26 protein-coding genes are annotated in these 26,587 nt (G+C 72.2%); 16 read left to right on the top strand and 10 right to left on the bottom strand.

Annotation, left to right across the window (positions count from 1 at the left end):
• Window positions 1-72: 72 nt before the first annotated feature.
• Window positions 73-1,320: an FAD-dependent monooxygenase gene (locus NMN56_RS27495; protein ID WP_274046320.1), complete on the top strand. Its 1,248-nt coding sequence runs from the start codon at window positions 73-75 to the stop codon at window positions 1,318-1,320.
• A 38-nt stretch (window positions 1,321-1,358) separates the two neighbouring features.
• Window positions 1,359-2,264 (top strand): Gfo/Idh/MocA family protein, encoded by a 906-nt coding sequence (locus tag NMN56_RS27490; protein ID WP_274046319.1) that lies wholly within the window; start codon window positions 1,359-1,361, stop codon window positions 2,262-2,264.
• Here NMN56_RS27490 and lnt read toward each other — a convergent pair.
• The 3 genes from lnt to NMN56_RS27475 form a co-directional block, all read right to left on the bottom strand.
• A complete protein-coding gene (lnt, locus tag NMN56_RS27485; protein WP_274046318.1) occupies window positions 2,236-3,765 on the bottom strand; it encodes an apolipoprotein N-acyltransferase in 1,530 nt (509 codons plus the stop codon). The two genes, NMN56_RS27490 and lnt, sit on opposite strands and share 29 nt — an antisense overlap.
• A gap of 349 nt (window positions 3,766-4,114) precedes the next feature.
• Window positions 4,115-5,074, bottom strand: coding sequence for a DMT family transporter (locus NMN56_RS27480; RefSeq protein ID WP_274046317.1), 960 nt, complete (start codon window positions 5,072-5,074; stop codon window positions 4,115-4,117).
• A 243-nt stretch (window positions 5,075-5,317) separates the two neighbouring features.
• On the bottom strand, window positions 5,318-5,584 hold the full coding sequence (locus NMN56_RS27475) for a DUF4873 domain-containing protein (RefSeq protein ID WP_274046316.1): 267 nt from the start codon (window positions 5,582-5,584) through the stop codon (window positions 5,318-5,320).
• A 215-nt stretch (window positions 5,585-5,799) separates the two neighbouring features.
• On the opposite strand from NMN56_RS27475, the gene NMN56_RS27470 reads away from it, so the two are divergent.
• Window positions 5,800-6,015, top strand: a complete 216-nt coding sequence (locus NMN56_RS27470; protein WP_274046315.1) for a DUF6011 domain-containing protein — start codon at window positions 5,800-5,802, stop codon at window positions 6,013-6,015.
• 23 nt (window positions 6,016-6,038) lie between these two features.
• Here NMN56_RS27470 and NMN56_RS27465 read toward each other — a convergent pair whose 3' ends face one another.
• On the bottom strand, window positions 6,039-6,920 hold the full coding sequence (locus NMN56_RS27465; protein WP_274046314.1) for an undecaprenyl-diphosphate phosphatase: 882 nt from the start codon (window positions 6,918-6,920) through the stop codon (window positions 6,039-6,041).
• Complete coding sequence (locus NMN56_RS27460; RefSeq protein WP_274046313.1) at window positions 6,875-7,762, bottom strand: TVP38/TMEM64 family protein; 888 nt, start codon at window positions 7,760-7,762, stop codon at window positions 6,875-6,877. Before NMN56_RS27460 ends, NMN56_RS27465 begins: the two co-directional genes overlap by 46 nt.
• Window positions 7,763-8,138: 376 nt before the next feature.
• Between NMN56_RS27460 and NMN56_RS27455 the strand changes: the two genes are divergently transcribed.
• Window positions 8,139-9,473 carry a GTP-binding protein gene (locus tag NMN56_RS27455; RefSeq protein WP_274046312.1) on the top strand — a complete coding sequence of 445 codons (1,335 nt, stop codon included), beginning with the start codon at window positions 8,139-8,141 and terminating at the stop codon, window positions 9,471-9,473.
• Between the two features lie 161 nt (window positions 9,474-9,634).
• Window positions 9,635-10,426, top strand: coding sequence for a spermidine synthase (locus NMN56_RS27450; protein ID WP_274046396.1), 792 nt, complete (start codon window positions 9,635-9,637; stop codon window positions 10,424-10,426).
• Between the two features lie 47 nt (window positions 10,427-10,473).
• Here the strand turns inward: NMN56_RS27450 and NMN56_RS27445 are convergent, their stop codons facing one another.
• Window positions 10,474-11,628 (bottom strand): DUF8017 domain-containing protein, encoded by a 1,155-nt coding sequence (locus NMN56_RS27445; protein WP_274046395.1) that lies wholly within the window; start codon window positions 11,626-11,628, stop codon window positions 10,474-10,476.
• Between the two features lie 140 nt (window positions 11,629-11,768).
• On the opposite strand from NMN56_RS27445, the gene NMN56_RS27440 reads away from it, so the two are divergent.
• From NMN56_RS27440 to NMN56_RS27425, 4 genes are all read left to right on the top strand, one after another.
• Entirely contained in the window at window positions 11,769-12,224 is a 456-nt protein-coding gene (locus tag NMN56_RS27440) for a DUF4442 domain-containing protein (protein ID WP_274046311.1), read from the top strand.
• Window positions 12,225-12,300: 76 nt separating this feature from the next.
• Window positions 12,301-12,945, top strand: coding sequence for a DedA family protein (locus tag NMN56_RS27435; RefSeq protein WP_274046310.1), 645 nt, complete (start codon window positions 12,301-12,303; stop codon window positions 12,943-12,945).
• Window positions 12,946-13,021: 76 nt separating this feature from the next.
• Window positions 13,022-13,567 carry a gamma carbonic anhydrase family protein gene (locus tag NMN56_RS27430; RefSeq protein ID WP_274046309.1) on the top strand — a complete coding sequence of 182 codons (546 nt, stop codon included), beginning with the start codon at window positions 13,022-13,024 and terminating at the stop codon, window positions 13,565-13,567.
• A 275-nt stretch (window positions 13,568-13,842) separates the two neighbouring features.
• Window positions 13,843-14,619 (top strand): acyltransferase, encoded by a 777-nt coding sequence (locus NMN56_RS27425; RefSeq protein WP_274046394.1) that lies wholly within the window; start codon window positions 13,843-13,845, stop codon window positions 14,617-14,619.
• 165 nt (window positions 14,620-14,784) lie between these two features.
• On the opposite strand, the gene NMN56_RS27420 is transcribed toward NMN56_RS27425, so the two are convergent.
• Window positions 14,785-15,666: an EamA family transporter gene (locus NMN56_RS27420; RefSeq protein ID WP_274046308.1), complete on the bottom strand. Its 882-nt coding sequence runs from the start codon at window positions 15,664-15,666 to the stop codon at window positions 14,785-14,787.
• 105 nt (window positions 15,667-15,771) lie between these two features.
• On the opposite strand from NMN56_RS27420, the gene NMN56_RS27415 reads away from it, so the two are divergent.
• Window positions 15,772-16,344 (top strand): helix-turn-helix domain-containing protein, encoded by a 573-nt coding sequence (locus NMN56_RS27415; RefSeq protein WP_274046393.1) that lies wholly within the window; start codon window positions 15,772-15,774, stop codon window positions 16,342-16,344.
• Window positions 16,345-16,378: 34 nt separating this feature from the next.
• Complete coding sequence (locus NMN56_RS27410) at window positions 16,379-16,957, top strand: YbaK/EbsC family protein (protein WP_274046307.1); 579 nt, start codon at window positions 16,379-16,381, stop codon at window positions 16,955-16,957.
• Window positions 16,958-17,124: 167 nt separating this feature from the next.
• On the opposite strand, the gene NMN56_RS27405 is transcribed toward NMN56_RS27410, so the two are convergent.
• Genes NMN56_RS27405 through NMN56_RS27395 form a run of 3 tightly spaced genes read right to left on the bottom strand, consistent with a single transcriptional unit; the run spans window position 17,125 to window position 22,751 of the window.
• Window positions 17,125-20,034, bottom strand: coding sequence for an FAD-binding and (Fe-S)-binding domain-containing protein (locus NMN56_RS27405; protein ID WP_280842900.1), 2,910 nt, complete (start codon window positions 20,032-20,034; stop codon window positions 17,125-17,127).
• Between the two features lie 5 nt (window positions 20,035-20,039).
• On the bottom strand, window positions 20,040-21,425 hold the full coding sequence (locus tag NMN56_RS27400; RefSeq protein ID WP_274046305.1) for an MFS transporter: 1,386 nt from the start codon (window positions 21,423-21,425) through the stop codon (window positions 20,040-20,042).
• A gap of 42 nt (window positions 21,426-21,467) precedes the next feature.
• Window positions 21,468-22,751: a hydroxyacid-oxoacid transhydrogenase gene (locus NMN56_RS27395; RefSeq protein WP_274046304.1), complete on the bottom strand. Its 1,284-nt coding sequence runs from the start codon at window positions 22,749-22,751 to the stop codon at window positions 21,468-21,470.
• 271 nt (window positions 22,752-23,022) lie between these two features.
• On the opposite strand from NMN56_RS27395, the gene NMN56_RS27390 reads away from it, so the two are divergent.
• The 5 genes from NMN56_RS27390 to NMN56_RS27370 all read left to right on the top strand — a co-directional run bounded on the left by NMN56_RS27390 (window position 23,023) and on the right by NMN56_RS27370 (window position 26,493).
• Window positions 23,023-23,874 (top strand): IclR family transcriptional regulator, encoded by an 852-nt coding sequence (locus NMN56_RS27390; RefSeq protein ID WP_274046303.1) that lies wholly within the window; start codon window positions 23,023-23,025, stop codon window positions 23,872-23,874.
• Window positions 23,875-24,099: 225 nt separating this feature from the next.
• Window positions 24,100-25,302, top strand: a complete 1,203-nt coding sequence (locus NMN56_RS27385; protein WP_274046302.1) for a helix-turn-helix domain-containing protein — start codon at window positions 24,100-24,102, stop codon at window positions 25,300-25,302.
• Window positions 25,303-25,396: 94 nt separating this feature from the next.
• Entirely contained in the window at window positions 25,397-25,879 is a 483-nt protein-coding gene (locus tag NMN56_RS27380; RefSeq protein ID WP_274046301.1) for a recombinase family protein, read from the top strand.
• Window positions 25,880-25,936: 57 nt separating this feature from the next.
• Entirely contained in the window at window positions 25,937-26,077 is a 141-nt protein-coding gene (locus tag NMN56_RS27375) for a hypothetical protein (RefSeq protein ID WP_274046300.1), read from the top strand.
• Window positions 26,074-26,493, top strand: coding sequence for a methyltransferase domain-containing protein (locus NMN56_RS27370; RefSeq protein ID WP_347178671.1), 420 nt, complete (start codon window positions 26,074-26,076; stop codon window positions 26,491-26,493). Before NMN56_RS27375 ends, NMN56_RS27370 begins: the two co-directional genes overlap by 4 nt.
• Window positions 26,494-26,587 lie beyond the last annotated feature (94 nt).

The following is a 26,587-nucleotide window of genomic DNA, read 5'->3' as shown; positions in this document are numbered from 1 at the left end:
CCGGGCACTACGGGCGTAGTACGCTGGGCATGGCTCACTACAGGTGTAGTGAACGGCCTATGGGAGGTCCGTATGAGCAAGCCCCGAGCCCTCGTCATCGGTGCCGGAGTCGGCGGGCTGACCGCCGCCGTCGCGCTGAGCGCGCGCGGCTGGCGCGTGACCGTACTCGAACGTGCCCCCGCGCTCGAACCCGTGGGCGCCGGGATCGCCGTGGCACCCAACGCGCTGCGTGCCCTCGATGTCGTCGGCCTCGGGGACGCCGTACGCGCGCTGCGCTCGTGGACGGACGAGGGCGGCGGCCTGCGCACCCCCTCGGGGCGATGGCTCGCGCGGACCACGGGCGACAAGGCCGCAGCGCGCTTCGGTGACCCTCTTGTCCTGCTGGCCCGCTCCACGCTCGTGGACCTCCTGCGCTCCCGCCTCCCCGCCGATGTCACCGTCCGTACCGGAACCCCCGCCGCTCTCGACGACCCGGGGGACCCCGGCGAAGGGAAGCGCCCAGCGACCGTCCGTACGGAGGACGGCGAGGTCTTCGAGGCCGAACTCGTCGTGGCCGCCGACGGCATACACTCCGCGACACGGCGCGCGCTCTTCCCCGCGCACCCGGGCCCGCGCTACGCCGGGTTCACCACCTGGCGCTTCCTCGCCGAGGCACCCGGTGAGCGTGTTCCGCCGCACGAGACATGGGGGAGGGGCACGACCTGGGGCACGCAGCCGCTGCCCGACGGCAGGCTCTACGCCTACGCGGCGGCCACCGTGCCCGAGGGGCAGCGCGCCCCCGACGGCGAACGGGCCGAGCTGATGCGGCTGTTCGGCACCTGGCACTGGCCGCTGCCCCAGCTCATCCAGGCCGTACGGTCCGAGGACGTGCTCCGCAACGACGTCCACCACATGACGGAGCCGCTGCCCGCGCACCACGCGGGCCGAACCGTCCTCATCGGCGACGCCGCGCACGCCATGACCCCGAGCGCGGGCCAGGGCGGCAACCAGTCGATCGAGGACGCGATCGTGCTGGGCCAGCACGCCGACCCCGGCAGGGACATCGCCGTGACGCTCGCCGCCCACACCCGCGACCGGCTGCCCCGCACCAGCGAGGTCGTACGCCGCTCGGCGCGCGCTGCGCGTATGACCACCCTCACCAGCGGGCCTGCCTGCGCGCTGCGCAACGCGGTGATCGGCGCCGTCACCCGGCTCGCACCCGGGGCCGCGCTGCGCGTCATGGACGGGATCGCCGACTGGAGCCCACCGCAGCGCACGTATGCTTCGCAGTCGCGGTCGTCCGCACACACGTCCGGGCAGTCACGGCCGCCCGGCCCGTAGCACCCAGTGAGCTTGCAGAACACCAGTGAGGGAGCCCCGTGAAGATCGGCGTGATCGGCCTCGGCGACATCGCGAAGAAGGCATACCTGCCGGTGCTGACCGCCCAACCAGGGCTGGAACCGCACCTGGTCACGCGCACGCCCGCGACGCTCGACGCCGTAGGGGACACCCACCGGATTCCCGCCGAACACCGGCACGGCTCGCTCGACGGGCTGCTCGCCGCGCGCCCCGAAGCCGCCTTCGTGCACGCGCCCACGACCGCGCACCCCGCGTTGGTGGCCAGGCTGCTGGAGGCCGGCATCCCGACGTACGTGGACAAGCCGCTCGCCTACGAACTGCCCGAGGCGCAGCGCCTGGTGGACCTCGCCGAGCGGCGCGGCGTCGGCCTCGCCGTCGGCTTCAACCGCCGCTACGCGCCCGCCTACGCGCAGTGCCTGGAGCACCCCCGTGACCTGCTCATACTCCAGAAGAACCGGGTCGGACTGCCGGAGGACCCACGGCGGATGGTCTTCGACGACTTCATCCACGTGGTCGACACCCTGCGCTTCCTCGTCCCCGGCACCCCCGACCGGATCGACGTACGGGCCCGCGTGCGCGACGGGCTGCTGCACCACGTGGTGCTCCAGTTGTCCGGCGACGGCTTCACCGCGCTCGGCGTCATGAACAGGCTGTCGGGCTCGGCCGAGGAGATCCTTGAGGTCTCGGGCCAGGACGCCAAGCGCGAGGTGCGCAACCTCTCCGAGATCGTCGACCACAAGGGCCAGCCCAGCGTCCGCAGGCGCGGGGACTGGGTCTCCGTGGCCCGGCAGCGCGGCGTCGAACAGGCGGCGCTCGCCTTCCTCGACGCCGTACGCGCCGGCAGGCCACTCAGCGCACAGGACGCGCTGCGCACGCACGAGCTGTGCGAACGGGTCGTCACCTCCGTGCGGGAGCAGGCACGCTGAGCCGCCGCTGGTTCGAGCGCCGTGCCCGCAGCGCCCTGGTGCCCTCCACGCCGCCGAACGCCACCAGCACCGTCAGCGCGAGCCGCAGCGTCCAGTCGCCCGCGCGCGCGTAGAGCGTCGTTCCCGTCGCCAGCGGAACGTCGGTGACCTTCGCCGTGCTGCGCTCCGTGCCCAACCACGCGCCGACGCGCTCCCCGTCGGGCCCGTGCACCGCGCTCACCCCCGTCAGCGTCGCGTGCACCATCGGCCGCCCCGTCTCCGCGGCCCGCAGCGCGGCGAGCGAGGCGTGCTGCTCGGGCGCCCAGCTGTGCTGGAAGCTGGAGGTCGCCGACTGCGCCACGAGCACCCGCGCGCCCTCGGCCGCCAGATGCCTGCTCATGTCGGGGAACGCCGTCTCGAAGCACACCAGCGGCCCGAACCGCACCCCGCCCGCGTGCATCACCACGGGCTCGGTGCCCCGCCGCCGGTCCTCGCCCGCTGCCCGGCCGACCGAGGTGGCCCAGCCCAGTACCGAGCGCGCCGGAACGTACTCGCCGAACGGGACCAGCCGCATCTTGTCGTAGCGCTGCCCTGTCAGCCCGTCACCGTCCACGAGCACCGAACTCTTGAAGATGCCGGGCCCGTCGCTGCGCCGTGAATCGACATTCACCAGCATCGGTGCCCCCGTCAGCTTCGACAGCCGGGAGAGGCGCTGGACGAGTGCGGGGTGCGTGCGCAGGTCGTAGCCCACGCTGCTCTCGCCCCAGACCACCAGGTCGACATGGCGGCCCGCCAGTTCGCGGGTGAGCCTTTCGCCCTGGTCGAAGCGCTCGCGTGCCGAGTCGGTCTCGCCGATCTGCACCACGGCGATCCGCATGTCGCCGCTCCGTTCGGGCCGCGGCGCCCAGGCCCACACCGAACCGGTGAGCACCGCGGTGGCCAGCAGGGCCACCACGGCGCCGAGGCGGGCGCGTGGGCCTGTGGCGAGCGCGGTGACCGCGACGTTCACCGCGACCAGCAGGAAGCTCACCAGCCATACACCGCCGACGGAAGCCATCCGCAGAGCGGGTCCGACCTCCCACTGGCTGGCCCCCAGCAGCCCCCACGGTCCGCCCAGGTACTCCCAGGACCGGACCAGTTCGGCCAGCAGCCATCCCGAGGGGATCACCACGAGGGCGGCGGCGAACCGCCCAGGACCGGGCCGCCCGCTCAGCGTCCTGCGCACGAACCAGCCCCATGGGGCCCACAACAGCCCCAGCAGCGCCGCCAGAAGCAGCAGGAAGATGTGCAGGTCCGGCAGCAGCCAGTGGTGGACGGCGATCATGAAAGCCGTACCGCCGAGCCAGCCTGCGACGGCCGCGGCGCGACCGGTCGGCGCCGCGCGCAGCAGCAGCATCCATGGCACCAGGCCCACATACGCCAGCCACCACAGCGAGGGCGCGGGGAACGCGAGTGCGGGCAGGGCACCCGCCAGCAGCGCGAGAACCGCACGCCCCCAGCGGGAAGCGAGCATCGAGCGCATGCCGCGCCTCCTTCGTCGGGTACGCAGATCACCAGTGTGCGTGACGTGCGTCGGCGCAGGCGAGAGCGCGTACGGCGGTTGGGTGCGGCCGTCGGGTGGAACGCACGCGCGACGGCGGCCCGCAGAGGGAACGGAGGCTTCCGCCGCCATCCCGGCACGGTCAGCGGCCGGTCGGTCCCGATCCCCGCGCCGACCGGGCAGGGAGGCCCTGGCGCAGAACGCCCCGGCGGGCGGGAGGTCTCCGCGCCGGGCGAGAGACCGGCCGGTACGAGAGACCGGCGGGCGGTGGAGGGCGCCGGGCGCTGGAGATTGGCGGAGGTGGGGATGTGGCAGGAGGCGGGGGGCGGCGCTACGGGGCCGCCACCGTGCGGCGCTTGGCCGTCCTGTCCTTCCCGGAGGCGGGCAGCGGGATCACCACGGGCTTGAACTCCCCGCCGCCCGGCCCTTCCCCGGGATCGCGCGGCATGCCCGCCTTGTCGAAGGTGAGCACGATCAGGCCCCAGGCGGCGGCCAGCCCTGCGGCCGAGACCAGCAGTACGCCGGACAGGCCGTAGCGGAACCCCTCGCCCAGCAGCACGATTCCGGCGGTCGCCGCGACCACGGGATTGGCGACGGTCGCCGTGGCCAGGGGCGCGGCGAGCCCGCCGCCCCGGTAGGACGCCTGGGAGGCGGAGAGACCGGCGGCTGCCAGTACGGCTATCAGCGCGAGCAGCGGCAGCGCGGCGAAGAGCGAGGCCGAGGTCCAGTCGTCGGCGAGCGTCTTCACGAAGACCGAAGCCGCGCCGTACGCCACGCCCGCCGCCAGCGCGAGCGTCACGCTACGCAGTACCGGCCCGCGCGAGCCGTGCGCCGTGCGCCGTACGAGCCCCGCCGTGCACACGAGCAGTGCGACGGCGCCCAGTACGGCCCCCGCGAGCACGAACTGACCGTTCCTGGTGAGCGAGTCGTCACCGTCGGCGCCGGTCAGCAGCAGTATTCCGGCGAGCCCGGCCGAGACCAGCGCTATGCCCCGCCAGGCCGCGCGGCTCACGGGCCGCCGCACGAGTACGGCGGCCATCGGAGCCGCCAGCACGAGGGTGAGCACGCCGAGCGGCTGTACCACCGTCAGGGGACCGAGCCCGAGGGCGACCACGTGCAGCAGCGCGCCGCCGCCCTGGAGCAGCGCGGCGGACCACCACCTGCCGGAGCGCAGCAGGCCCAGTCGGCTCGGCGCCGTCGTCGAAGCGATCCGTTCCTGCACGATCGCTGCGAGGGCGTAGCAGAGCGCCGAAACCAGTGACAGCAGCACCGACGTGGTCAGTGGGCTCATGACCCGGCCGCCCTGCGCTGGTTGAGCATCCCGTTCATACGTCCACGATGCTCCGTCCGGCGGGCGATGTCGTCCCCTGGCGGGCCCGTCTTGCCGTACCGCGAGCGGAGTACGACCCCGGACCGCGTACACCCGGCAGGGGACAGCACGACCTGCCGAAAGTCCCAACTGGTCGGCGCCGGGCGGCCCATGGCGGACCACGCCCCTCCGTCGTACGACGGAGGGGCGCCTCGTCCGCAGGTGTCAGGCGGGCGGCGGGCCCTCGCCCGAGACCTCGACGGGCCCGAAGCCGCTGCCGAGCACCGTGACCCGCCCCTCGCGTCCGTCGGGGAGCAGCAGCCGCGCTGAGTCGCCCTCCAGCTCCGTCCACAGCGGCTGGGCCTCCTCGGGCTTGACCGTTCCCGACCACGAAAGACCGCCCCCGACCGCCTCCGTGTACAGCGCGACGCTGACGGGTACCTCGGCGGCTCCGGTGAGCAGCGTCGCCGGGCCGCGGTAGAAGTTCTCCATGGCCTCAGTCTGGCAGCGGGCCGGGCACGTGGCATGACGGAGCCTCGCCGCCCGGCCCGTACGGCAGAACGGCGGCGGCCCGCTCATCCGCGGCGAGGGCGCTGAGCGGTCGGGCCGCGCGTACCGCGTTGGTACGGTGCCCCGGAGGCGCCCGGGTGGGCGCGGTGCGGGTGCCGGGGAGGGTGCCCGGGAAGTGCGGGGGAAGGGGAGGTCGCATGGAGGCCGAGGAAGAGCAGGGGCAGGCGCTGCCGGGGAGCGAACCCGTCGCGGGCCGCCGTGTCCTGTGCCGCATGTGCGGCCAGCCGCTGCGTGACCGCGCCTCCCGCATCTGGGGGCTGGGCCCCGACTGCCGGCACAAGCTCGCACTCCGTACGGCTCCGGCCCGTACAGGCCAGGACGAGGTACCGCAGGACACGCTGCCCGGTATCTGACGGGACCTCGGGTGGGTGGTGGCTCAGCCGACCGGGCCGACCGATTCGCCCGCGTGCGGGCTGAGGACGCCGGTGGCGATGAGGACGAAGAGCAGGATGCCCAGCAGGACGCGGTAGATGACGAACGGCATGAAGCTGCGGGTGGAGATCCACCGCATGAACCACGCGATGACGGCGTACGCGACCACGAAGGCCAGCACCGTCGCGAACACCGTGGGGCCCCAGGCGACATGGCCCTCGCCGATGTCCTTCAGCTCGAAGAGGCCCGAGGCCAGTACGGCGGGGATGGCCAGGAGGAAGGAGTAGCGGGCAGCCGCCTCGCGCTCGTAGCCCATGAAGAGGCCGCCGCTGATGGTGGCGCCCGACCGGGAGACGCCGGGGATCAGGGCGAGGGCCTGGGCGCAGCCGTAGAGCAGGCCGTCCTTCACGGTGAGCTGTTCGAGGGTCTTGCGCTCCCTGCGCACACGGTGACGGCCACCCTTGGCGTCCCGGGAGGCGAGGCGGTCGGCGATGCCGAGGATGATGCCGAGCGCGATCAGCGTCGTGGCGATCAGCCGCAGATCGCGGAACGGGCCCTCGATCTGGTCCTTGAACGTCAGCCCGAGCACCCCGATGGGGATCGAGCCGACGATGACCAGCCAGCCGGTCTTCGCGTCGTGGTTGCCGCGTGCCTCCTTGCTGAAGAGGGAGCGCGACCACGCCGACAGGATGCGGCCGATGTCCTTGCGGAAGTAGATCAGGACGGCGGCCTCCGTCCCGATCTGGGTGACCGCCGTGAACGCAGCCCCGGGGTCCTCCCACCCGGCGAAGGCCGCGGTGAGCCGCAGATGGGCACTGGAGGAGATCGGAAGGAACTCCGTCAGGCCCTGGACGAGTCCGAGGACAAAGGATTCAAACCAAGACATGTGTCGCTTCGCTCGTCCCTGGGGTCGTCGTCGGAGGAGGGAACGGGTGAGAGAGCGGAGGAGGGGCAGGACGCGGGGCCCGGAGCGGAACCCGATACGGGATCGGACGCGGGGTCCGGGGTGGTGCTCGCGCCGGGTGCCGGAGTGCCGCGCAGGTGGGCGCGCTTGCGCCAGGCGACCACGGCGCCCGCGAGGGCGGACAGCGCGATGAAGCCGAACGAGGCCAGGAACACGGGCGAGGTGGGCGTCGCCGCCGTGCTGCCCGCGAGCACGTAGGCCGCGGTGTTCGGCAGGGAGCCGACGGCCGTGGCGCTCAGAAAGGCGGACCAGCGCATGCGCGAGACGGCGGCGCCGTAGTTCGAGGCCGCGAACGGCACCCCGGGCAGCAGCCGGATGATCAGCATCGCGCGGAAGCCACGGCGGCTCATCTGCCGGTCGGCGGCGGCCAGCCACCGCGCGCGCAACAGGGGCCGCAGCGCGTCCTGGCCCAGCAGACGGCCGAGACCGAAGGCGATCCCCGCGCCGATCACGGTCCCCGCCGTGGCGGAGAACGTGCCCGCCTGGGCGCCGAAGAGCGCGCCGGCCGCGAGGTTCAGTACGGGTCTCGGCACGAAGGCCGCCGTGCACAGGCCATAGGCGGCGCCGAAGAGCGCCACAGCGCCGCTGCCGGTGATCTGGGGCGGCCAGCCGTCCGCGAGGAACCGCTGCGGCTCGTACAGCAGCATCGTCGTCGCCGCCGCGCACAGCAGGGCGAGCAGCAGGGCGAACCGGGACCAGGGGGAGAGCAGCGTCTGGGCGAGACGGCCGGGGAGTCCGTCTGACTGCGTTGCGGGGACGGGCACGTGGGGAGCGTAACCGACGAACCGGCCCCTCCGCCGTGCCGGTGACGTACGGAACGCCCCGGAACGGGCGGATCCACCGAGGTGTTCGCTCGCCGTCCACCCTCCCGTAGCACCCGAAAACCGTTCGACGCGTGGCAGTTGGCCAGGGAGGATCGTGGAATGTTCCGGCAGCTTCTGATCCCAGCTCCGGCCGCCGACGCGGTCGCACTGGAGGCTGCCGCCTTTCGGACCCGGCATGCCCGCGCGGGGCGCGGGCCGTGCGGCATCACGGCAACGCCTGGTTGACCCTTCCCGGACAGAACCGAGGACCCCGCGGGGGGAGGGTCGGCCGCCAGGCGGGGTCCTGCTTCCACGCAACCAGGTCCGAGGAGAATCCATGTCCGAGTACGCCCATGTCCGCGTCAAGCCGCACCTCACCATCGGCACCCTGGGTCACGCCGGCCACGGCAAGACCACGCTCACCTCCGCCATCGGGCACGTGCTGGCCAGGGTCCCCGGCTGTCCGCTGGGCGTACCGCCACAGGCACCACCGTGCGCGGCGCAGACGGCGTCACCGTCCGCGATGCCGCCCGCAACGCCGTTCGCGCCACCGCCCCGCACGCCTGCCGCCGTGCCCGGCGTGCCTGCCGCGCCGCCCAGCCCGCCGGACGGCGTGGGGGTCCGGCACACCTACGAGACCGACACCCGGCGCTACACACACCTGGACCTCCCCGGCCGTGCCGAGCGTGCGGGAGCCGTCATCGCCGGGGCCGCACAGCTCGACGGGGCCGTTCTCGTCGTGTCCGCGCTCGACGGCGTACGGGCGCAGACCGCCGAACACGTCCTCCTCGCCCGGCAGATGGGCGTCGAACACCTCGTCGTCGCGCTCAGCATGGCCGAGGAGTGCGGGGACGAGCTGACCGAACTGGTCGAACTGGACGTACGCGCGCTGCTGACGGCACACGGATACGCGGGCGACACCCTGCCCATGGTGCGCGTCTCCGGTACCCGGGCCCTGGCGGGCGACCCGCGCTGGACCGGCGCGATCGAGGCGCTGCTCGACGCCGTCGACACCTATGTGCCCCTGCCCGAACGGGACGTGAGGGCGCCGTTCCTGCTCCCCGTGGAGAGCGCGCGCACCCTGGCGGGGCCGGAGACCGAGCTGGTCGGCACCGTCGAGCGGGGCACGGTGCGGCTGGGCGACCGCGTGATCCTGCACGCCCCACGCGGCGGCGCCGACAGCCATGTGGCGGGCATCGAGATCTCGGGGCGCCCCGTGCCAGGGGCCCGCGCGGGTGACGGCGTCGCACTGCGCCTCGGCGCCGTGCACGGGAACCCGCGCGGGGGCGTCCTCGCCGCGCCGCACGGTCTCGCCGCCGGGCGCGGCCTCACCGCCGAGCTGCGGCTGCTCACCGCGGCGCAGGGCGGACGCGCCGCACCGGCACGCAGCGGATACCGGGCCAGATTCCACTTCCGTACGGCGGAGGTGGGCGGCGTGACGACGTTCTCGCCCGAGCGCGCCGTCTTTCCCGGCACCACCGTCTCGGCGCGTGTCCTGCTGGACGCGGCCGTCCCGTTGGAAGAGGGCCTCCGCTTCGCCGTAAGGGAGGGCGGAGGAACCGTCGCACTGGGCACGGTCACACGCTGCGGGCCCGGCGAAGGAGAGGAACGGGCGGAGGGGGAGGAGGAGCGCGGCGGGGACGGGGGCCAGGGAGCGACAGGCACCAGGTGAGCGACAGGGGCGGGGAAGCGGAGCGGGAAGAGGGGGAGGCGGGGAGTGAGGGGAACGGAACGCCGGCGGGCCCGCACAATGGGACGGTGGAAGCAGAAGAAGATCCCGGCCACGAGCCGATACCCGTCACACGTGCCGTCGCGGGCGGCACCGCCAAGCTGATGCCGGACATCGACAGGGACCGGGCGTGGCTGCTCACCGTCGACGGCGCCCCGCAGTCCTATGTGGACCTCGACGAGCCCACACATCTGGAGTTCGAGTACGCGCGCCGCGTCGGGCACATCCTCGACGTCATGGCGCCTCCCGGCGCACCCCTCGACGTGCTCCACCTCGGCGGCGGAGCGCTCACGCTGCCGCGCTACGTCGCGGTGACCCGGCCGGGGTCCCGGCAGCTGGTCGCCGACCCGGACGCCGAGCTGAACGCGCTCGTCGCCGAGCACCTGCCGCTGCCGCCCGGCGCCGGCGTCGTGGTGGAGGCGGCCGACGGGCGCGCGGCGCTGGAGAGCGCGCAGTCCGCCTCGATGGACGTGCTGCTGTCCGACGTGTACGGGGGCTCGCAGGTGCCCCCGCATCTGACGACCCTGCCGTACGCGCGGGAGGCCGCCCGCGTGCTGCGCCCCGGCGGTCTCTACGTGGCCAACCTCGCCGACGCCACACCCTTCCGCTTCCTCGCCTCGCAACTGGCCACGTTCGGCGAGGTCTTCACGTACCTCTCGCTGGTCGCCGAACCCGGTGTGCTGCGGGGGCGGCGATTCGGCAACATCCTGATGGTCGCCTCGCAGGGCGAGCAGCCGCTGGCCGAGGTGGCACGCCGCTGTGCGGGGGACGCCTTCCCCGGCCGCGTCGAACACGGCCCCGCCCTGGAGCGTTTCACCCGGGGCGCCGTTCCCGTGCGGGACGGCGACGCGGCGCCCTCGCCCGAACCGCCGGACGGCGCCTTCAGCATCGGCTGACGGCGCCGTCCCTCCGGGGCCCGTGTGGGCACCCGCGCTCCCCGCGGTCAGCCGCGGGGCTCGTCGCCGCCCGCGGGTGCCTCGTAGTTGCGCAGGCTCGCGGTCATCTTCTTGATGGTCGCGTCGGGAACCTCGTCCTTGACGCCCGCGTCGGTGTAGAGGACCCAGATCGCCAGGTCACCGTTGGTGTTGATCCACGAAACCGACGTCACCTTGCCGGCGCCCGGGGAGCACTTGTCCTCCTTGGGCGCACCGGTGATGGTCGCCGCCGCGATGTGTCCCTTGATGCCGTGCTTGTTGGCGAAGGGCTTGGCCCCGGACTCCTTGAGGGTGCCCTTCTGCTTCTGGTCGTAGCCCGCGATGGCGAAGTTCGCCGCCGCGATCTTGGCCGCTTCCTTGGTGTCCTTGGAGCCCTTCGCGCCCTTGGTGCCGACGGCGGCGCGGCTGCTGTCCTTGCACCATTCGTCCTTGTAGTACGCGGGCGCCGACATGGCGACAAGCACCTTGCCCTTGTCGTCCTCGAACCCCGTGATGACGCCGGGCTTTCCGACGTCCCAGTCCTTCGTCTTCGGCACGTCGAAGGCGGAGTACCACTTGGGGTTGACGACGGACTGCCAGCCGGGGACCACCGGCTTGGACGGGTCCTTGGAGGCGCCGCCGCCCGGTTCCGCTCCCTCGGAGGGCGTCTTGTTCTCCTTGGGCGCGACGCTGGGGGAGGAGGACGTGTCGCCGCCCGCCTCCTCGTTCTTGCCGTCGTCCCCCGTGAACACGACGAACCCCGCGACGGTGGCGGCGACGACGGCCACGGCGGCGACGATCGCGATGGTGACGGTCTTCTTCTTGTCGCCGCCGCCACCGCCCTTCGGCGGGTGCGGGCCGCCCGGCACGCTGGCCGGTCCCCACTGCCCCGACTGCCCGGGTATCCCGTGCTGCCCCGGCACCGGCGGCTGGCCCGGCACACCGGGCTGACCCGGCTGGCCCGGCTGCGCCTGCTGTCCCGGCATGGGCGGCGGTTGTTGCTGGGGGTAAGGGTGCTGCTCCCCTCCTGGCTGTTGGCCGTAACCAGGCTGCTGCCCATAGCCGGGCTGCTGCCCGTGACCTGGCTGCTGGTACGGGTTCGGCTGCTGGTAACCCGGCTGCTGGTACGGGTTCGGCTGCTGAGGGTTCTGCTCGCCCCCGGGCTGCTGTTGTCCTGGCCACATGGCTGACAACCCTATGGTGCGCATGGTGCGCCGACTACGCCTGCCCACTGATCGGTATGCACCCGCTACATGAGCGAGGGGCGAATCCGTGTGCGTGAGGCCCGGGGTCCTGTCGTATTACTCGGTGGTAACGTGCGGGCATGTCAGCACAGTCGCAGCCGGACATCGGCGGGATGATGGCGGCCACCGTCCCCATGGTCCGCACCCTCAACCTTGAGTTCACCGAGACCACCTCCGAGCGGGCCGTCGTCTCGCTGCCCGACCAGGACGCCTTCCACAATCACGTGGGCGGCCCGCACGCGGGTGCGATGTTCACGCTCGGCGAGTCCGCCAGCGGCGCGATCGTGCTCACCGCCTTCGGCGACCAGCTCTCGCGTGCCGTCCCGCTCACGGTCAGCTCCGAGATCACCTACAAGAAGCTCGCCAAGGGCCGCGTCACCGCCACGGCCGAACTCGGCCGCTCCGTGGCCGAGATCGTGGCGGAGCTGGACAGGGGCGAGCGCCCCGAGTTCCCCGTGCACATCACTCTCACCCGCGAGGACGGCTCCGTCTCGGGCGAGATGAGCATCGTGTGGACCCTGCGCCCCCAGGGCTGAACCGGGCAGACCCAGGGCGTACGCGTGATCGAGTAGGCTGCACGGACCGTCGGGGAGAGGTTCGAGAGGTAGTCGTTTGCACATCCAGGAGTGGCTGGAGAACATTCCGGCAGTAAGCGTCTATCTGCTGGTGGCCCTGGTCATCGGGCTGGAGAGCCTCGGGATTCCGCTGCCGGGGGAGATCGTTCTCGTCAGCTCGGCACTGCTCGCCTCGCAGCAGGGGCACATCGACCCCGTCGTGCTGGGCGTGTGCGCGACGGCGGGAGCCATCGTCGGCGACTCCATCGGCTACGCGATCGGACGCAGAGGCGGCAAGCCACTACTGGTGTGGCTCGGCGGGAAGTTCCCCAAGCACTTCGGCCCCGGGTCCGTGGCCGTCGCCGAACGGTCCTTCCACCGCTGGGGAATGTGGGCGGTCTTCTTCGGCCGTTTCGTCGCGCTCCTGCGGATCTTCGCGGGACCGCTGGCCGGTGTGCTGAAAATGCCGTACTGGAAGTTCCTGACGGCCAACGTGCTCGGCGGCGTCCTCTGGGCCGGCGGCACCACGGCCCTCATCTACTACGTCGGCATCGTCGCCGAGCCGTGGCTGAAGCGCTTCTCCTGGCTCGGCCTGGTGGCCGCGCTGGTGATCGGTCTCGGCTCGATGCTGCTGCTCAAGCGCCGTGCGGCGAAGGCGCAGACGGATGCCGCAGCGGCGGCCCCGGCACCGGCGGCCGACTGACGGCGCACGGCTGAACGGGGCGACGGCGCGGCGGCACGCACGGCGGGACGACAGGCGAGAAGGCGGAGGACCCGGAATGACGCACAGCGCACTGCTCGCGGCCGTGGGCGGCCACCAACCCCAGGTGCACGCCGAGGCGTTCGCCGCTCCCGCCTCCGTGCTCGTCGGCCAGGTGAAACTGGAGGCGGGCGCCAGCGTCTGGTACGGCGCCGTGCTGCGCGGCGACGGCGACCCGATCGTCCTCGGCGCCGGAAGCAACATCCAGGACAACTGCACCGTGCACACCGACGCGGGCTTTCCCGTCACCGTCGGGACCGGTGTCTCCGTCGGGCACAACGCGGTGCTGCACGGCTGCGTCGTCGAGGACGACGTGCTCATCGGGATGGGCGCGACCGTCCTCAACGGGGCTTCCATCGGCACCGGTTCGCTCATCGCCGCACAGACCCTCGTCCCGCAGGGCATGCGCGTACCGCCCGGCTCCCTGGTCGCCGGGGTGCCCGGCAGGGTCAAGCGGGAGCTGACCGACGAAGAGCGTGCGGGCGTGCAGCTCAACGCCGCCGTCTACGTCGACCTCGCCAAGCAGCACCGCGGCGCGGTCATCATGCGGCCCGACCCCTCGTGAAGGCCGCAACCCCCGCCGACGGATCTGCTCCGGGGGCCGGCCCTCTCGCTGGTGATGGGGATGGCTGGCCGCGCAGCGGCCTGCGAGGACCTTGAGGGGGACGGTGCGGCAGTCCTGCGCGCCCGACTGCGCTCAGGTCGAAGTTCACGTTCGGGGCCCGTCGGACTCCCTCCTCCGCCTGGTGCGACGTCACGGCATCGCCAACCGCTCCCTGATCCGGGCCTGACCCGGGCGGAAGACCCTAGTAGCGTGACCGCGTGCCCTCGATCAGGAACATGTTCTCGTCCCTCGCCTCGCGCGCCGTGCACGGTATGTGGCGGCGGGTGCAGCGCGCGGGTGCCGTCACGGCACGGCACCCCGGGCCGTATGCCTTCCGCCGTATCGGCACGGGCACCAGGCTGGCCTTTCCGCAGGGCACCATCTTCGGCGCCCCGTGGATCGAGATCGGTGACCACTGCATCGTCGGGCAGGACGTCACGCTCACCGCGGGCATGATGCCCGACCTCGACCTGGGCCCGGACACGGCGCTGCGGCTGGGCAACGGGGTCGTGCTCGGGCGCGGCAGCCACATCATCGCGGACACCCGCGTACGCATAGGCGACGAGGTCTTCTGCGGTCCGTACGTCTACATCACCTCGACCAACCACTCCTACGACGACCCCACGCGGCCCGTCGGCAAGCAGTGGCCGCGCACGGCGCCCGTGGACATAGGCGCGGGCAGCTGGCTCGGAGCCGGTGCGGTGGTGCTGCCCGGCGCGCGGCTCGGGCGGAACGTGGTGGTCGCGGCGGGCGCCGTCGTACGGGGCGAGGTGCCCGATCACTCGGTGGTCGCCGGGGCGCCGGCCAAGGTCGTACGGCGACTGGACCCGGAAGAGGGCTGGCAGCCGCCGCTGCGCACCCCCGCACCCGTGCCCGTCCCCGAGGGCGTCACTCCCGAGGAACTGCTCGCGCTGGCCGAACTGCCGCTTCCGCACGCGGAGTCCGGCGGTGACGGCGGTCCGAGCGGTACGCGGCTGCGGCCCGGCACACTGGGGTCAGCAGCCGACCGCTGAGCGCACTGGAGGCGCCGTGAGCAACCGGACCCTGCGCATCCTGCTCGCACTCGCCGTCGCCATCCAGGGGTTCGCGCTGCTGCTGTACGTGCTGCGGCAGATGTGAGCCGCTGGTCCCGATGACGGCCGGGCGTTCATCCGGTTCCGGTCGGCGGCGTGCCCGGCTCAGCCCGAGGCGAGAAGGACCGATCCGACCACGGCCAGTCCCGCGCCCGCCGTCTGGAGCGCGCGCAGCCGCTCGTGGAGGATGCCGCGTGCGGCGAGCGCCGTGACGACGGGGTAGAGCGAGGCGAGGACGGCGGCGACGGTGACCGGGCCGTTCTGCGCGGCGATCGCGTAGGTGCCGTTGGCCGCGACATCGGCCAGGCCGACGAAGGCGAGGGCGGGCAGCGCGACGCGGATCGCCTTCATGCCGCCCTCCGGGCCCACGGGGAGCGCCGGTGTGCCGCGGCGCACGGAGGCCCAGAGCGCGCCGCCGCCCACGACGACGTTCACGACGCGCTGGATGAACAGGGTGAGGAAAAGCCCTGTCAGCGTCGTCGACGCCTCGGCGACCAGGCTCATCGTGGCGCCGAAGCCGAAGGCGGCTATGAGGGTGAGCAGGATCGTGCGCTGCCGTACGGGCGCGCCGCCGCCTCCCACGCCGCCCGCGAGCACCACACCGGCGACGGCGACGAGCGTGCCCAGGGCCTGGAGTACGCCGAGGCGTTCACCGTGCAGCACGACGCCGACCCCGACCAGGACGACGACGCCGCCCAGCGTCGCGATGGGGGAGACCACGCCCATGGGACCCACGGCCAGGGCGCGGTAGAAGCAGAGCATCGCCAGCGGGCCGATGGCGCCGGCGGCTGCCGCGCACCACAGCAGCCGGGGGTCCGCCTCGGACCAGGCGCCGGTCGCCACCACGACGGCGGCCAGCACGGCGGTCGCGATGCCCTGGGAGACGAGGACCACTGTCAGCTCGCGCATGCGTTTGCTGAGCACCCCGCCGCCGAAATCGGCCAGCCCGTACAGCAGGCTGGTGGCCAGGGCGAAGACAGCGGTCATGGAAGGGACTCCTCGCAGTACAGTGTGGTGAACGTTCGAGTGCAGCACACCGTAGTTCAGCAAAGTGGACCTTGTTATCAATTATTTTGGACGGTACGGAACACCGTGACGGACCTCGACCACCTCACGCAGTCCCTCGCCCGCAACCTCAAGCGCTGCCGGGCCGAGCGGGGCTTCACCCTCGACGCGCTGGCCGCACGCGCGGGCGTCAGCAGAGGCATGCTCATCCAGATCGAACAGGCGCGCACCAACCCGAGCGTCGGGACCGTCGTCAAGGTGGCCGACGCGCTGGGCATCAGCATCACCTCGCTGCTCGACTTCGACCATGACCCGCAGGTCAGGCTGGTCCCGCCCGAGCAGGCAGTGCGGCTGTGGTCCACCGAGGCCGGCAGCCACAGCACCCTGCTCGCCGGCACGGAGGCACCGGGTCCGCTGGAGCTGTGGTCGTGGAAGCTGGTGCCGGGCGACGCCAGCGTCTCCGATCCGCACCCCGCGGGCACGACCGAACTCGTGCATGTCTCGGCGGGCACGCTCGTCCTCACCGTCGACGGCGCCGACTACGCCGTCGAGGCCGGTACCTCGGCCTGCTTCGAGTCCCACGTTCCGCACGCCTACCGCAACGACGGCACCGTTCCCGTGGAGATGACGATGGCCGTCTCGGTACCCGAACCACGCTGACAGCGGCGCCCGGCGGGGGATTAGGGTGCGTGCCATGCGCGCACCCATCGGTACTTTCGATCACGCTGTCCCCGCGACCGAGGCGCTCCAACTGCTCTGCGAGCCCGTCGCGAAGGCCGTACGGGAGTGGCGGGGGCCCGTGCCCGCCGACCAGTTGCTCTTTGTCGACACCGACCCGGACAAGGCCGACACCGCGGTCTTCATCGAGACCTACGGCGCCGACCTCACGGACGCCTCGGCGAACCTCGTCGTCGTGGCGGCCAAGCGTGCCGTCGCCGGCGGTACGGGCAGCGAGCGCGGCCTCGCCGCCTGCCTGGTGCCCGCCACGACGCGCGCCGATGTCAACGGGGCTGTGCGGCGGCAGCTGGGCGCACGCAAGGTCTCCTTCGCGCCGCATGCGACGGCCGTGGAGGAGACCGGCATGGAGTTCGGCGGCATCACCCCCTTCGGACTGCCCGCGGGCTGGCCGCTGTTGGTGGACTCCGCCGTGGTGGACCTCCCGTGGGTGCTCGTGGGAAGCGGCTCGCGCAGGGGCAAGCTGATCGTGCCCGGCAAGGCGCTGGAGGCCCTCCCGGACGCGTACGTCATGGAGGGCCTCGGCCTGCGCGCCTGACGCCCGCAGGTCCTGGGCGGTGCTGGCTGGGTACTGGACGCCAGCCGCTCCCGGGCCGTTCGCCCTGGAGCGGCCGTTCGCCGGGAGCGGCCGTCCGCCCGGGAACGCGCAGGACCGCGCGGTTCGCCTCACGCGCCTCGGTCCGGACGGGCTGCGGCTGGCGCGCGTCAGCCGGGCCGCAGGTGCCGTGCCAGTACTTCGGCCAGATGGTCGCCCTCGTGGTCGGTGAGCGCCTGGAGCTGGGTACGGCAGCTGAACCCGTCGGCCAGGACGACGGTTCCGGGCGCCGCCTTCCGTACGGCGGGCAGGAGCTGCTGGGACGCCACGGCGACGGACACGTCGTGGTGGCCGCGCTCGACGCCGAAGTTCCCCGCCAACCCGCAGCATCCGCCGAGCCGTTCGACCTCGGCGCCCGCCTCGCGCAGGAGCGCGGCGTCCGCGTCCCAGCCCATCACCGCGTGGTGGTGGCAGTGGGGCTGGGCCACCGCGCTGGTGCCCGTGAGGTCCGGCGGGCTCCAGCCGGGGGTCGCGCCGAGCAGCTCGGCCAGCGTCCGGGTGGCGGCGGCGACCTCGGCAGCCGCCTCCGCGTCGGCGGGCTCCCCGCCCTCCCCGCCCAGGAGTTCGGCCGCGTCGGAGCGCAGCACTCCGGTGCAGGACGGTTCGAGCCCCACGACGAGGGCGCCTTCGCGTACGTACGGCAGCAGGGCGCCCACCGTCGCGCGTACCTGCCGTCGCGCACCGTCGAGCTGGCCGGTGGAGATCCATGTCAGCCCGCAGCACACGGGCCGCTCCGTGACGACGACCTCGTATCCCGCGTCCTCCAGTACCGCAACGGCCGCCTGCCCCGTGGCGGGCGCGAAGGCATCGGTGAAGGTGTCGACGAACAGGACGACCCGCCCGTGCGGCGCTGCGCCCGCACGTTCCGGCGCCGCCCTCCCGGCGAACCAGCGGCGGAAGGGCGCGGGCGCGAAAGCGGGCAGCGAGCGGCGCCGGTCGACCCCCGCGGCCCAGGTGATCAACGGGTGCAGCAGCCGCGAGCGCAGCACCGCGTTCGCCAGCCGCGTCCCGCCCGGCAGCCGTGCGGCCAGGCGGGTCCAGCGCGGGAGGAGGCCCAGCGCGTAGTGGGAGCGTGGGCGCGGGCGGTGGCGGTAGCGCTGGTGCAGTGCCTCGGCCTTGTACGCGGCCATGTCCACGCCTGTTGGGCAGTCCGAGGAGCAGCCCTTGCAGGACAGGCACAGGTCGAGTGCGTCGTGCAGTGCCTCCGATCTCCAGCCGTCCGGACCCAGGTGACCCGACACCACGTCCTGGAGCACACGTGCCCGGCCCCGAGTGGAGTCCTTCTCCTCGCGCGTGGCCAGGAAGCTGGGGCACATCACGCCCCCGCTGCCCGTATCGGCGCGGCACTTGCCGACGCCGGTGCACCGGTGCACGGCCATGGACAGATCGCCACGGTCGTGTGCGTAGGCCAGCGCGAGCTGCGTGCGAGGCGCGGCGCCGGACGGGGACGCCGACGCGGCGCGCAGGGAGGAGTCGAGGGGGTCGGGGCGCACGATGACGCCGGGGTTGAGCAGGTCGTCGGGGTCGAGGATGCCCTTGACCCGTTCGAACAGCGCGATGGCCTTGGGGGAGTACATCAGCGGCAGCAGCTCACCGCGTGCCCTGCCGTCCCCGTGTTCGCCCGACATCGAACCGCCGTGCCGCGCGACCAGCTCGCCCGCGGCGAAGAGGAACTCCCGCAGTGCGCCAGCTCCTTGGGGTGTGCCGAGCGGGAAGTCGATGCGGATGTGCAGGCAGCCGTCGCCGAAGTGGCCGTAGGGGAGCCCCGTCAGCCGGTGTGCCGAGAGCAGCTTCTCGAACTCCCGCAGATACGCGCCCAGCCGCTCGGGCGGAACGGCCGCGTCCTCCCACCCGGAGTGCGCCGGGTCGCCCGCCGGGGTGCGGGCCGAGAGGCCCGCACCGTCCTCGCGGATCTTCCACAGCGCGGCGGCGTGCGCGGTGTCGGTGACCGTACGGGCCTCCAGTGCGCCGGCGTCGGCCGTCAGCCCGGCCGCCTCGCCGAGGAGCGAGGCCGCGTCCTCTCCCGCCAGTTCGACCAGCAGCCAGCCGCGCCCGCGCGGGAGACGGGGCACGGCGGAGGCGCCGCGGCGCGTGGTGACGGCCTCGACGATGCGGGCGTCGAGCCCCTCGCACGCGACCGGCGCGTGCCGCAGCACGGCGGGTACGGCGTCGGCCGCCTCGGCCATCGAGGGGTAGCCGAGCACGACGAGCACCCGCGCGGGCGCGTCGCGCACCAGCCGTACGCGCGCGCCCAGCGTCAGGGCGAGGGTGCCCTCGCTGCCGGTGAGGGCGCGGGCGAGGTCGAAGCCCCGCTCGGGCAGCAGGTGTTCCAGGGAGTAGCCGGAGACCTGGCGCGGGAAGCGGCCCAACTCGGTGCGCAGAGTGGCCAGTTCCTCGCCGACAGCGCCGCGCAGCCGCTCCAGCAGCGGCGAGCTGTCCTGGGTGCCGGGTACGGCGCCCAGGCGCAGCCGCTCGCCCGTGCCGGTGAGCACGTCGAGTCCGAGTACGTTGTCGCTGGTGCGCCCGTAGCCCAGGGCCCTGGTGCCGCAGGCGTTGTTGCCGATCATGCCGCCGAGGGTGGCGCGGTTGTGGGTGGAGGGGTCGGGCCCGAAGCGCAGTCCGTGCGGTGCCGCGGCGCGCTGCAGGTTCGCCTGGACGACGCCGGGTTCGACCAGCGCCGTTCTGGCCTCGGGGTCGACCTCCAGTACCCGGTGCAGATGCCTGCTGGCGTCGATGACGACGCCGGGCCCTACGGCGTTCCCCGCGATCGAGGTGCCGGCGCCGCGCGCGGTCAGCGGGACATGGTGCGCGGCGCACACCTCCCGTACGGCGGCGATCTCGTCGGTGTGCCGGGGGAAGGCGACGGCGAGGGGAGGGACACGGTAGAGGGAGGCGTCGGAGGCGTAGAGGGAGCGGGCCAGTTCGGAGTCGTCCACGTCGCGCAGCCCTGCCCGCCGGAGGGCAGCCGCGATGCCGGTGGTGGGTCCGGTGGGTCCGGTGGGTTCGGCGCCGGGGGCCACGGGCCTCACCTCGGCTCCGCCGCTGCGACCGCTGCGGCGGCCGGTACGGCGGCGGGGGAGTGGGCCGGTGAGGTGATGACGTTCCTGCGGCGCAGTACGGCGATGAGGATCACCGAGGCCAGGCTGACGGCGGACATGAACACGACGTAGACCGTCAGGAGCCAGGGGCTGCCGCCGCCGTACTGGAGCAGCGCGGTCAGGATGAGCGGCGTGAGGCCGCTCGCGAAGATCCCGGAGATCTGGTAGACGCAGGAGACGCCGCTGTAGCGGATGTTGGGCGGGAACAGCTCGGCGTACAGGGCGGCCTGTGGTCCGTACATCGCCCCGTAGAACAGGCCCAGGGTCACCACGAGGGTGCCTCCGATGACCAGCGCCGAGCCGGTGTTGAAGAGCGCGAAGGCGGGGAAGGCCGACAGGCCGAAGAGCGCGGCGCCCAGGCCGAAGGTCCGCAACCTGCCGAACTTGTCCGACAGATGGCCCCACAGCGGAATCACGGGCACACAGACCGCTGCGGCGATCATCACGCCGAGCAGCACATGGGTCCTGGGCACGTCGAGCTGCGTGGTGGCGTAGGCGATGGCGAAGACGCCCCAGGTGTTGAAGGCGATGCCCTCGGCCATGCGGGTGCCCATGCCCAGCAGCAGGTTCAGCTTGGAGGTGCGCAGCAGTTCCACGATCGGGACGCGGGCCTCGGTGCCCTCGTCCTTGACGTTCTGGAACGCGGGCGTCTCGAAGACCTGGAGGCGTATCCACAGCCCGATCAGGACGAGGACGGCGCTCAGCAGGAAGGCGATGCGCCAGCCCCAGGCGAGGAACTGTTCGCTGGTCAGGGTGCTGGAGAGCACCGCGAACACGCCGGTGCCCAGCATGAGTCCTGCGGGCACGCCGATCTGCGGCCAGCTTCCGTAGTAGCCCTTGCGGCCCTCGGGTGCGTGCTCGACGGACATCAGGACGGCGCCGCCCCACTCGCCGCCGATGCCGATGCCCTGCACGATGCGCAGGAAGACCAGGAGCAGGGGCGCCCAGACGCCGATGCTGTCGTAGGTGGGCAGGACGCCGATGAGGGTGGTGCCGGCGCCCATGATGAACATCGTGGTGATCAGCGCCGCCTTGCGGCCCACCCGGTCACCGAAGTGTCCGAAGATCACGCCGCCGAGCGGGCGGGCCACGAAGCCGATGGCGAAGGCCGAGAAGGCGATGAGAGTGCCGACCAGGCTGTCGAACTCGGGGAAGAAGAGCCGGTCGAAGACGATGCTGGCGGCTGTCCCGTAGAGGAAGAAGTCGTACCACTCGATGGTCGTGCCGATGGCGCCGGCCAGCGCGACCTTGCGGGGCGAGGAGGACGGGGGAGCGGGTGGAGCGGCGGAGGGTGGTGGTGCGGGTGTGGGCATGCGGATGCCTCCCGGTTCAGGGGCGGGGTGCCTGGGGACCGTTCACCAGTTGCGCAGCGACTCGCGGAAGATCCGACCCGCGGCCTCGGCCGTCAACGGGCGCGGGACGACGGACAGTTGGCGTGACTGCTTGAGCGCGCCCGAGACGAGCGTGTCGAGGTGGTCCTCGCCGTAGCCGAACGCGCTGATGCCGTTGGGCATCCCGATGTCGTGCATCAGCTCGCGCAGCACGCGCGGCAGCGCCTCGGCACCCTCGTCCGGGTCGACGGGGCGCCCTCCGATCAGCTCGGCCGCGCGCAGATGGCGCCCCGGGTCGGCCGGGTAGGTGAAGCGGAACGCCGCCATGGCGGTGGAGGCCACGGCCTGTCCGTGCGGCACCATCGGCATCTCGGGGTAGCCCGCCGCCTGGTAGTTCTCGACGGCTCCCGCTATGGGGTACGCGTTGGCGTGCGGGATGTGCGTACCGGCGTTGCCGAAGCCCATGCCGGTGATGGCGGACGCGTAGGCCATGCCGTAACGGGCCGACAGGTCACCGCCGTTCATCACCGCCTTGCGCAGATGGGTGCCGACCAGTTCCATCGCCTTCTCGCACCACACGTCGCTGATCGGGTTGGCGCCGCAGAAGGCCGCGCGCGCCTTGGCGTTGGGGAAGGCGGGCCGCGCGTCGAAGGAGAGCGCGGTGTAGCTCTCGGCCGCGTGCGTGAGCACGTCCATGCCGCTGGCCGCCGTGACCTCCGGCGGTACGGAGAGCGTGGTGAGCGGGTCGACGACGGCGAGTACGGGCCGCAGCCTGGGATGGCTGATGCCCGCCTTGAGGTGCAGGTCGAGCAGGTCGACGACGCAGATCGTGGTCGCCTCAGAGCCCGTGCCCGCCGTCGTCGGCACGGCGATCAGCGGCTTGAGCGGCTGGTCGGGCGCCCGGCCGCCGCCTATGGGGGGTGCGATGAAGTCCATGAGCGAACCGTCGTGGCTGGTCAGGAGGTTGACGGCCTTGGCGGTGTCCATCGCGGAGCCGCCGCCCACCGCGACATAGCCGTCCCACGGACCCGAGCGCGCGAAGGCGACGGCTTCCTCGATGCTCGCGTCGGTCGGCTCGACGGCGACACCGTCGTAGATCTGCACATCGAGCCCGGCGGCCTTGACCGCGTGGGCGATCCGGTCGGGCACGTCACTGGCGGCAACGCCGGGGTCGGTGATGATCAGCGCGTTGGTGACGCCGAGTTCGTGCAGGTCCTCGCCGATCTCGGCGAGGGCGCCGAGGCCGAACTTCAGCGACGGGGCTGCCCAGGTGAAGACGGTCTCGGTGGGGTGGTCGAAGCGGGGCACAGAGCCTCCAGGGAAGCGGGGTGAGTAATTGTGGAACACCATCCACAATGTGGAGTGCCGTCACGCTAGGGACGGCCGACATCCGCCGTCAATGGGCGTGCAACGCCTCGTTCACGCCGCCCGCAGCCAGAAACAGCCGGACAACCCGCCGTGATACGGGAGGTGTTGGGCAGGCCATTCCGGCCAGCAGGAGCGGTGTGACGTGCTGGAACGTACGCACGAGCCCGCCCGGTAGGCTGCACACGGATCAGAGGCGAAAGGAGCGGACCCGGTGGCTGCTGGTACCCCTCACGAGCGGGCCGCCAAGGCCCCCGACAGCCCGGCGGGCACCCAGGCGATCGGCAGGGCGGTCGCCGTGCTGCGGCTGTGCGTCGAGGCCGAGGGCGACGTCCAGGTCACCGAGATCGTCAGCAGGCTCGGCCTCACCCCAGGCACCGCGCACCGTGTCGTGGGAGCGCTCGCGGCCGAGGGCCTGCTCACCCGCAACCCGGCGACGGAGGGCTACTACCTCGGCAGCACCGCCATCCTGCTGGGGCAGGCCGCTGAACGCGCCCTCGGTGCCGACCGGGCCATGCCGCTGCTCAAGCAGCTCAACGCGGAGACCAACGAATCCGTCAACCTCGTCGTCCGCGACGGCGACGAGTCCGTCGTGGTCATGCGCGTGCAGTCCACCATGCCGCTCCGCTTCGAACAGCACCCCGGAGCGCGCTTCCCGCTCTACTCCACGGCCTCGGGCAAGGCACTCATGAGCGTCGCCGAGGACGCGGACGCGTATGTCGCGCGCCTGCCCGCCCACCTGCCCCAGGTCACGGCCAACACCCTTGCCACCCCCGGCGAACTGGCCGAGGAGCTGGCCCGTACCCGCGAGCGGGGCTACAGCGTCGACAACGAGGAGAACGTCGAGGGCGTCTCCAGCATCGGCGCCCCCGTCCTGGACCGGCACGGCAGGGCCCAGGCAGCCGTCGTGGTCCAGGTGCCCACGGTCCGCCTCCCCGCCACCCGTATCAGCGAACTCGCCCCGCGCCTCCTGGAGATCGCGGGCGAGGTGGCCGAGGTCCTGCCGACGGACAGAACCATGCACCCCGCACGCTTCGCACTCGGCCAGGTCCCGAAGGACGCGTGAACGCGCCCCGGGCCCGCGTGTCTCCGCCGCGCCCGTGCACCGTCGCGCGCGGCCGGTGTTGACCCGGGCACAGCGGGAACGCTCCGTGAAACGGGGCAGGTTACGGCAATGGCGGGGCAGGCTACGGCAATTGCGAGCAGCCGCGTTGTTCGCCGTGGGCGGTCACCCGCCCGCCCGTACCATCGAAGCGAAGCCACCACGCCCGAAACCCGCTGAGGTGCACACGTGAGCAATTGGGCTGATCTGACGACAGGTAAGCGCATCAAGGCGCTACGGGGCTCCGACCTGACACAGCAGGGTCTGGCCGAGGCGGCGGGCGTCTCGTACGCCCTGATCCAGAAAGCCGAGCAGGACAGGGGCGAACTGTCCGTCGGCTCCCTGCTCAAGCTGGCCGCCGCGCTCCGCACGGACGTGAGCGTGATGCTGGGGCAGCAGGCGCCGCGCCGGGGCATGAGCAGGGACACGCGGGCCGCTGTCCGGCGGCTTTCCGACGCCGTGCACGACAGCGCGCTCGGCGGGTGGGAAGGTGTTGAGGACCCGAGCACGCTCAGTGAATTGTCGGGGGCTCACGACCATTTGTGTGCCGCCTATTGGCGGGGTTCATACGGGGAGCTGAGTGAACTCGCGGCCAAAGTGCTACTTGAAGGCCAGGCCCGGTACGCGCGTTCCACGGGGTACGAACGTGAGCGCCTGGGCTCGGTCCTCGCCAGTACTTACCAGTTCGCTTCCTCGGCCGCGCTTCTTCTCGGACAGCGCGATCTCGCCCTGAGCGCGCTCACCTCCGCGCGTCATCTGGCGGAGCGCTCTGGAGACGAGGTGCTGTGTGCGCTTTTGGACTCGACCCTGTCCTGGATCTACCTGCGCAGCGCGAGAGTTCCCCGGGCGATTGCTGTTGCTGTGCAGGCGGCCTCGCGGATCGAACCGTCGTTCAGCCGAGCCGCCCGTCCCCAACTGTTCGGGTACGGACGGCTGATGATCTCGGCGGCCGTAGCCGCCTCGCGGCGGGGCGATTCCGTCTCCGCAGACGACTACTTGTCGCAAGCCCATGCGGCGGCTGCTCGGCTCGGCGAGGACGAGGCGCTGTACGGCACGCATTTCGGCCCTACTGCGGCGAACACCGAAGCTGTAGGAATCGCCGTGGCGCTCGGAGACCACGGGAAGGCGCTGCAACTGGCCTCGCGCACCGAACTGCCCCGGGCCATGCCCAAGCTCGCCCGTAACCGGTACAAGCTCGACGTCGCCCTCGCGCAGTGCGCGGCAGGGCTGTACGACAAGGCCGGTGACACGCTGATCGAGGTGGGCCTCGACGCCCCGGAGTGGGTGAAGCACCAGGCGTTGCCGGGTGTTATCGGGCAGCGGATCGCGAAGGTGTCCACGTCGCGTGTGCGCAGCATCAGCGAACTGATCGGGATTCCGCTGGTCGCATGAGGCTTACGGGCCATAGGAGTTGATGGGGCATCACCTCACACGCTCCTATGACTCGTCTCTTCACCGTGTGTGATCGACGCGTCACGATTGGCGCATGGTCAGCACCGAGAGCGGACAGAGGCAGGGGCCCGTCGCGGCCCGTCACACCGAGAGTGGCCGCAGGCGGCGGCAGGCGCTCGCCGACCACGCCGCCGGCCACGTACCGGGTGAGGGAGGGCTACCGGCCGCCACGAAGCGGGTCGAGCGGTTCCGTGTGGTGATCTACCTGTGCGCGGCGCCGAACTCCGACATCAGCAAGCCGCGCCGCGACTGCACCGACTACGCGGAGGCTTTCTGCTGGGACATCGTCGCCACGATCGAGGACCGTGTCGGCCTGCTACCGCCGGAGGGCAGGGAAGGGCTCCCGCGCGCGGTCGAGTTGATCGAGCAGAGGAAGGCCGACGCGGTGCTCACCCCGTGGCGGTCGATGATCTCCTCCGTTCCCCAGGAGTACGAAGAGGTCGCGCGCGAGGTCGAAAAGGCGGGCGGTTTCCTGCACGTGATGGACACCGACCGCGCCCGGTCGGGGCGGGCCTGAGCGGCACCAGCAACATGCAGACACAGCATGAGGAGACACGGCATGAGGAGGCACAGCATGCGAGCACGACCGTGGGTCACGCGGGCCGATGGAGGCAACCCGCAGGACGACAGCGACAGCGGCAACAAGCACGGAGGCGGCGGGTCCGACGAGGGAGGCAACACTTCGGACGGCCAGGGCCCTGCGGACGGCGAGTGACTGAGGTGGACGCACAGGACGCAACGGGGGGCGGTCCGGGAGAGCTGGCCTCCGTGCTGCTGGAGAAGGGCGCGCTCTCCTCGGACTGGTTGCCGGCGTACAAGGCCGTACCCCGTGACGCGTTCGTGCCCGATCGGCTGTGGCCGGGAAGCGCGGGCGGCAACCGGCAGGGCGAGGCGATCGACCGGAACACGGACCCGGCGCGGTGGTGGGCGAAGGTCTACAGCGACGTTCCTCTCACGACGCAATGGGACGACGGCGAGCACTCGGGCAGTGCCAGGGGCCGGGCCCCGACCTCGTCCAACTCCATGCCCAAGATGGTGTTCTCGATGCTCGGAGCGCTGAACGTCGAGCGCGGAAACCGGGTGCTGGAGATCGGCACAGGCGTGCGACACGAGGTCGCACATTGCAAGTAGACACGATAAGGAGGTTGGCTCTCTGAAGTAGCCAATATCGCTGTCTCAGGTCAGTGCTCAAGACCTGTCCCCACCTCGGCGTGCGTCGTGAGTA

Origin of the sequence: Streptomyces iconiensis, from assembly GCF_028657195.3 — a bacterium.
Lineage (GTDB): Bacteria > Actinomycetota > Actinomycetes > Streptomycetales > Streptomycetaceae > Streptomyces > Streptomyces iconiensis.
Note: the sequence above shows the minus strand (reverse complement) of the source record. Positions and strands in the feature narration are given on the sequence as shown.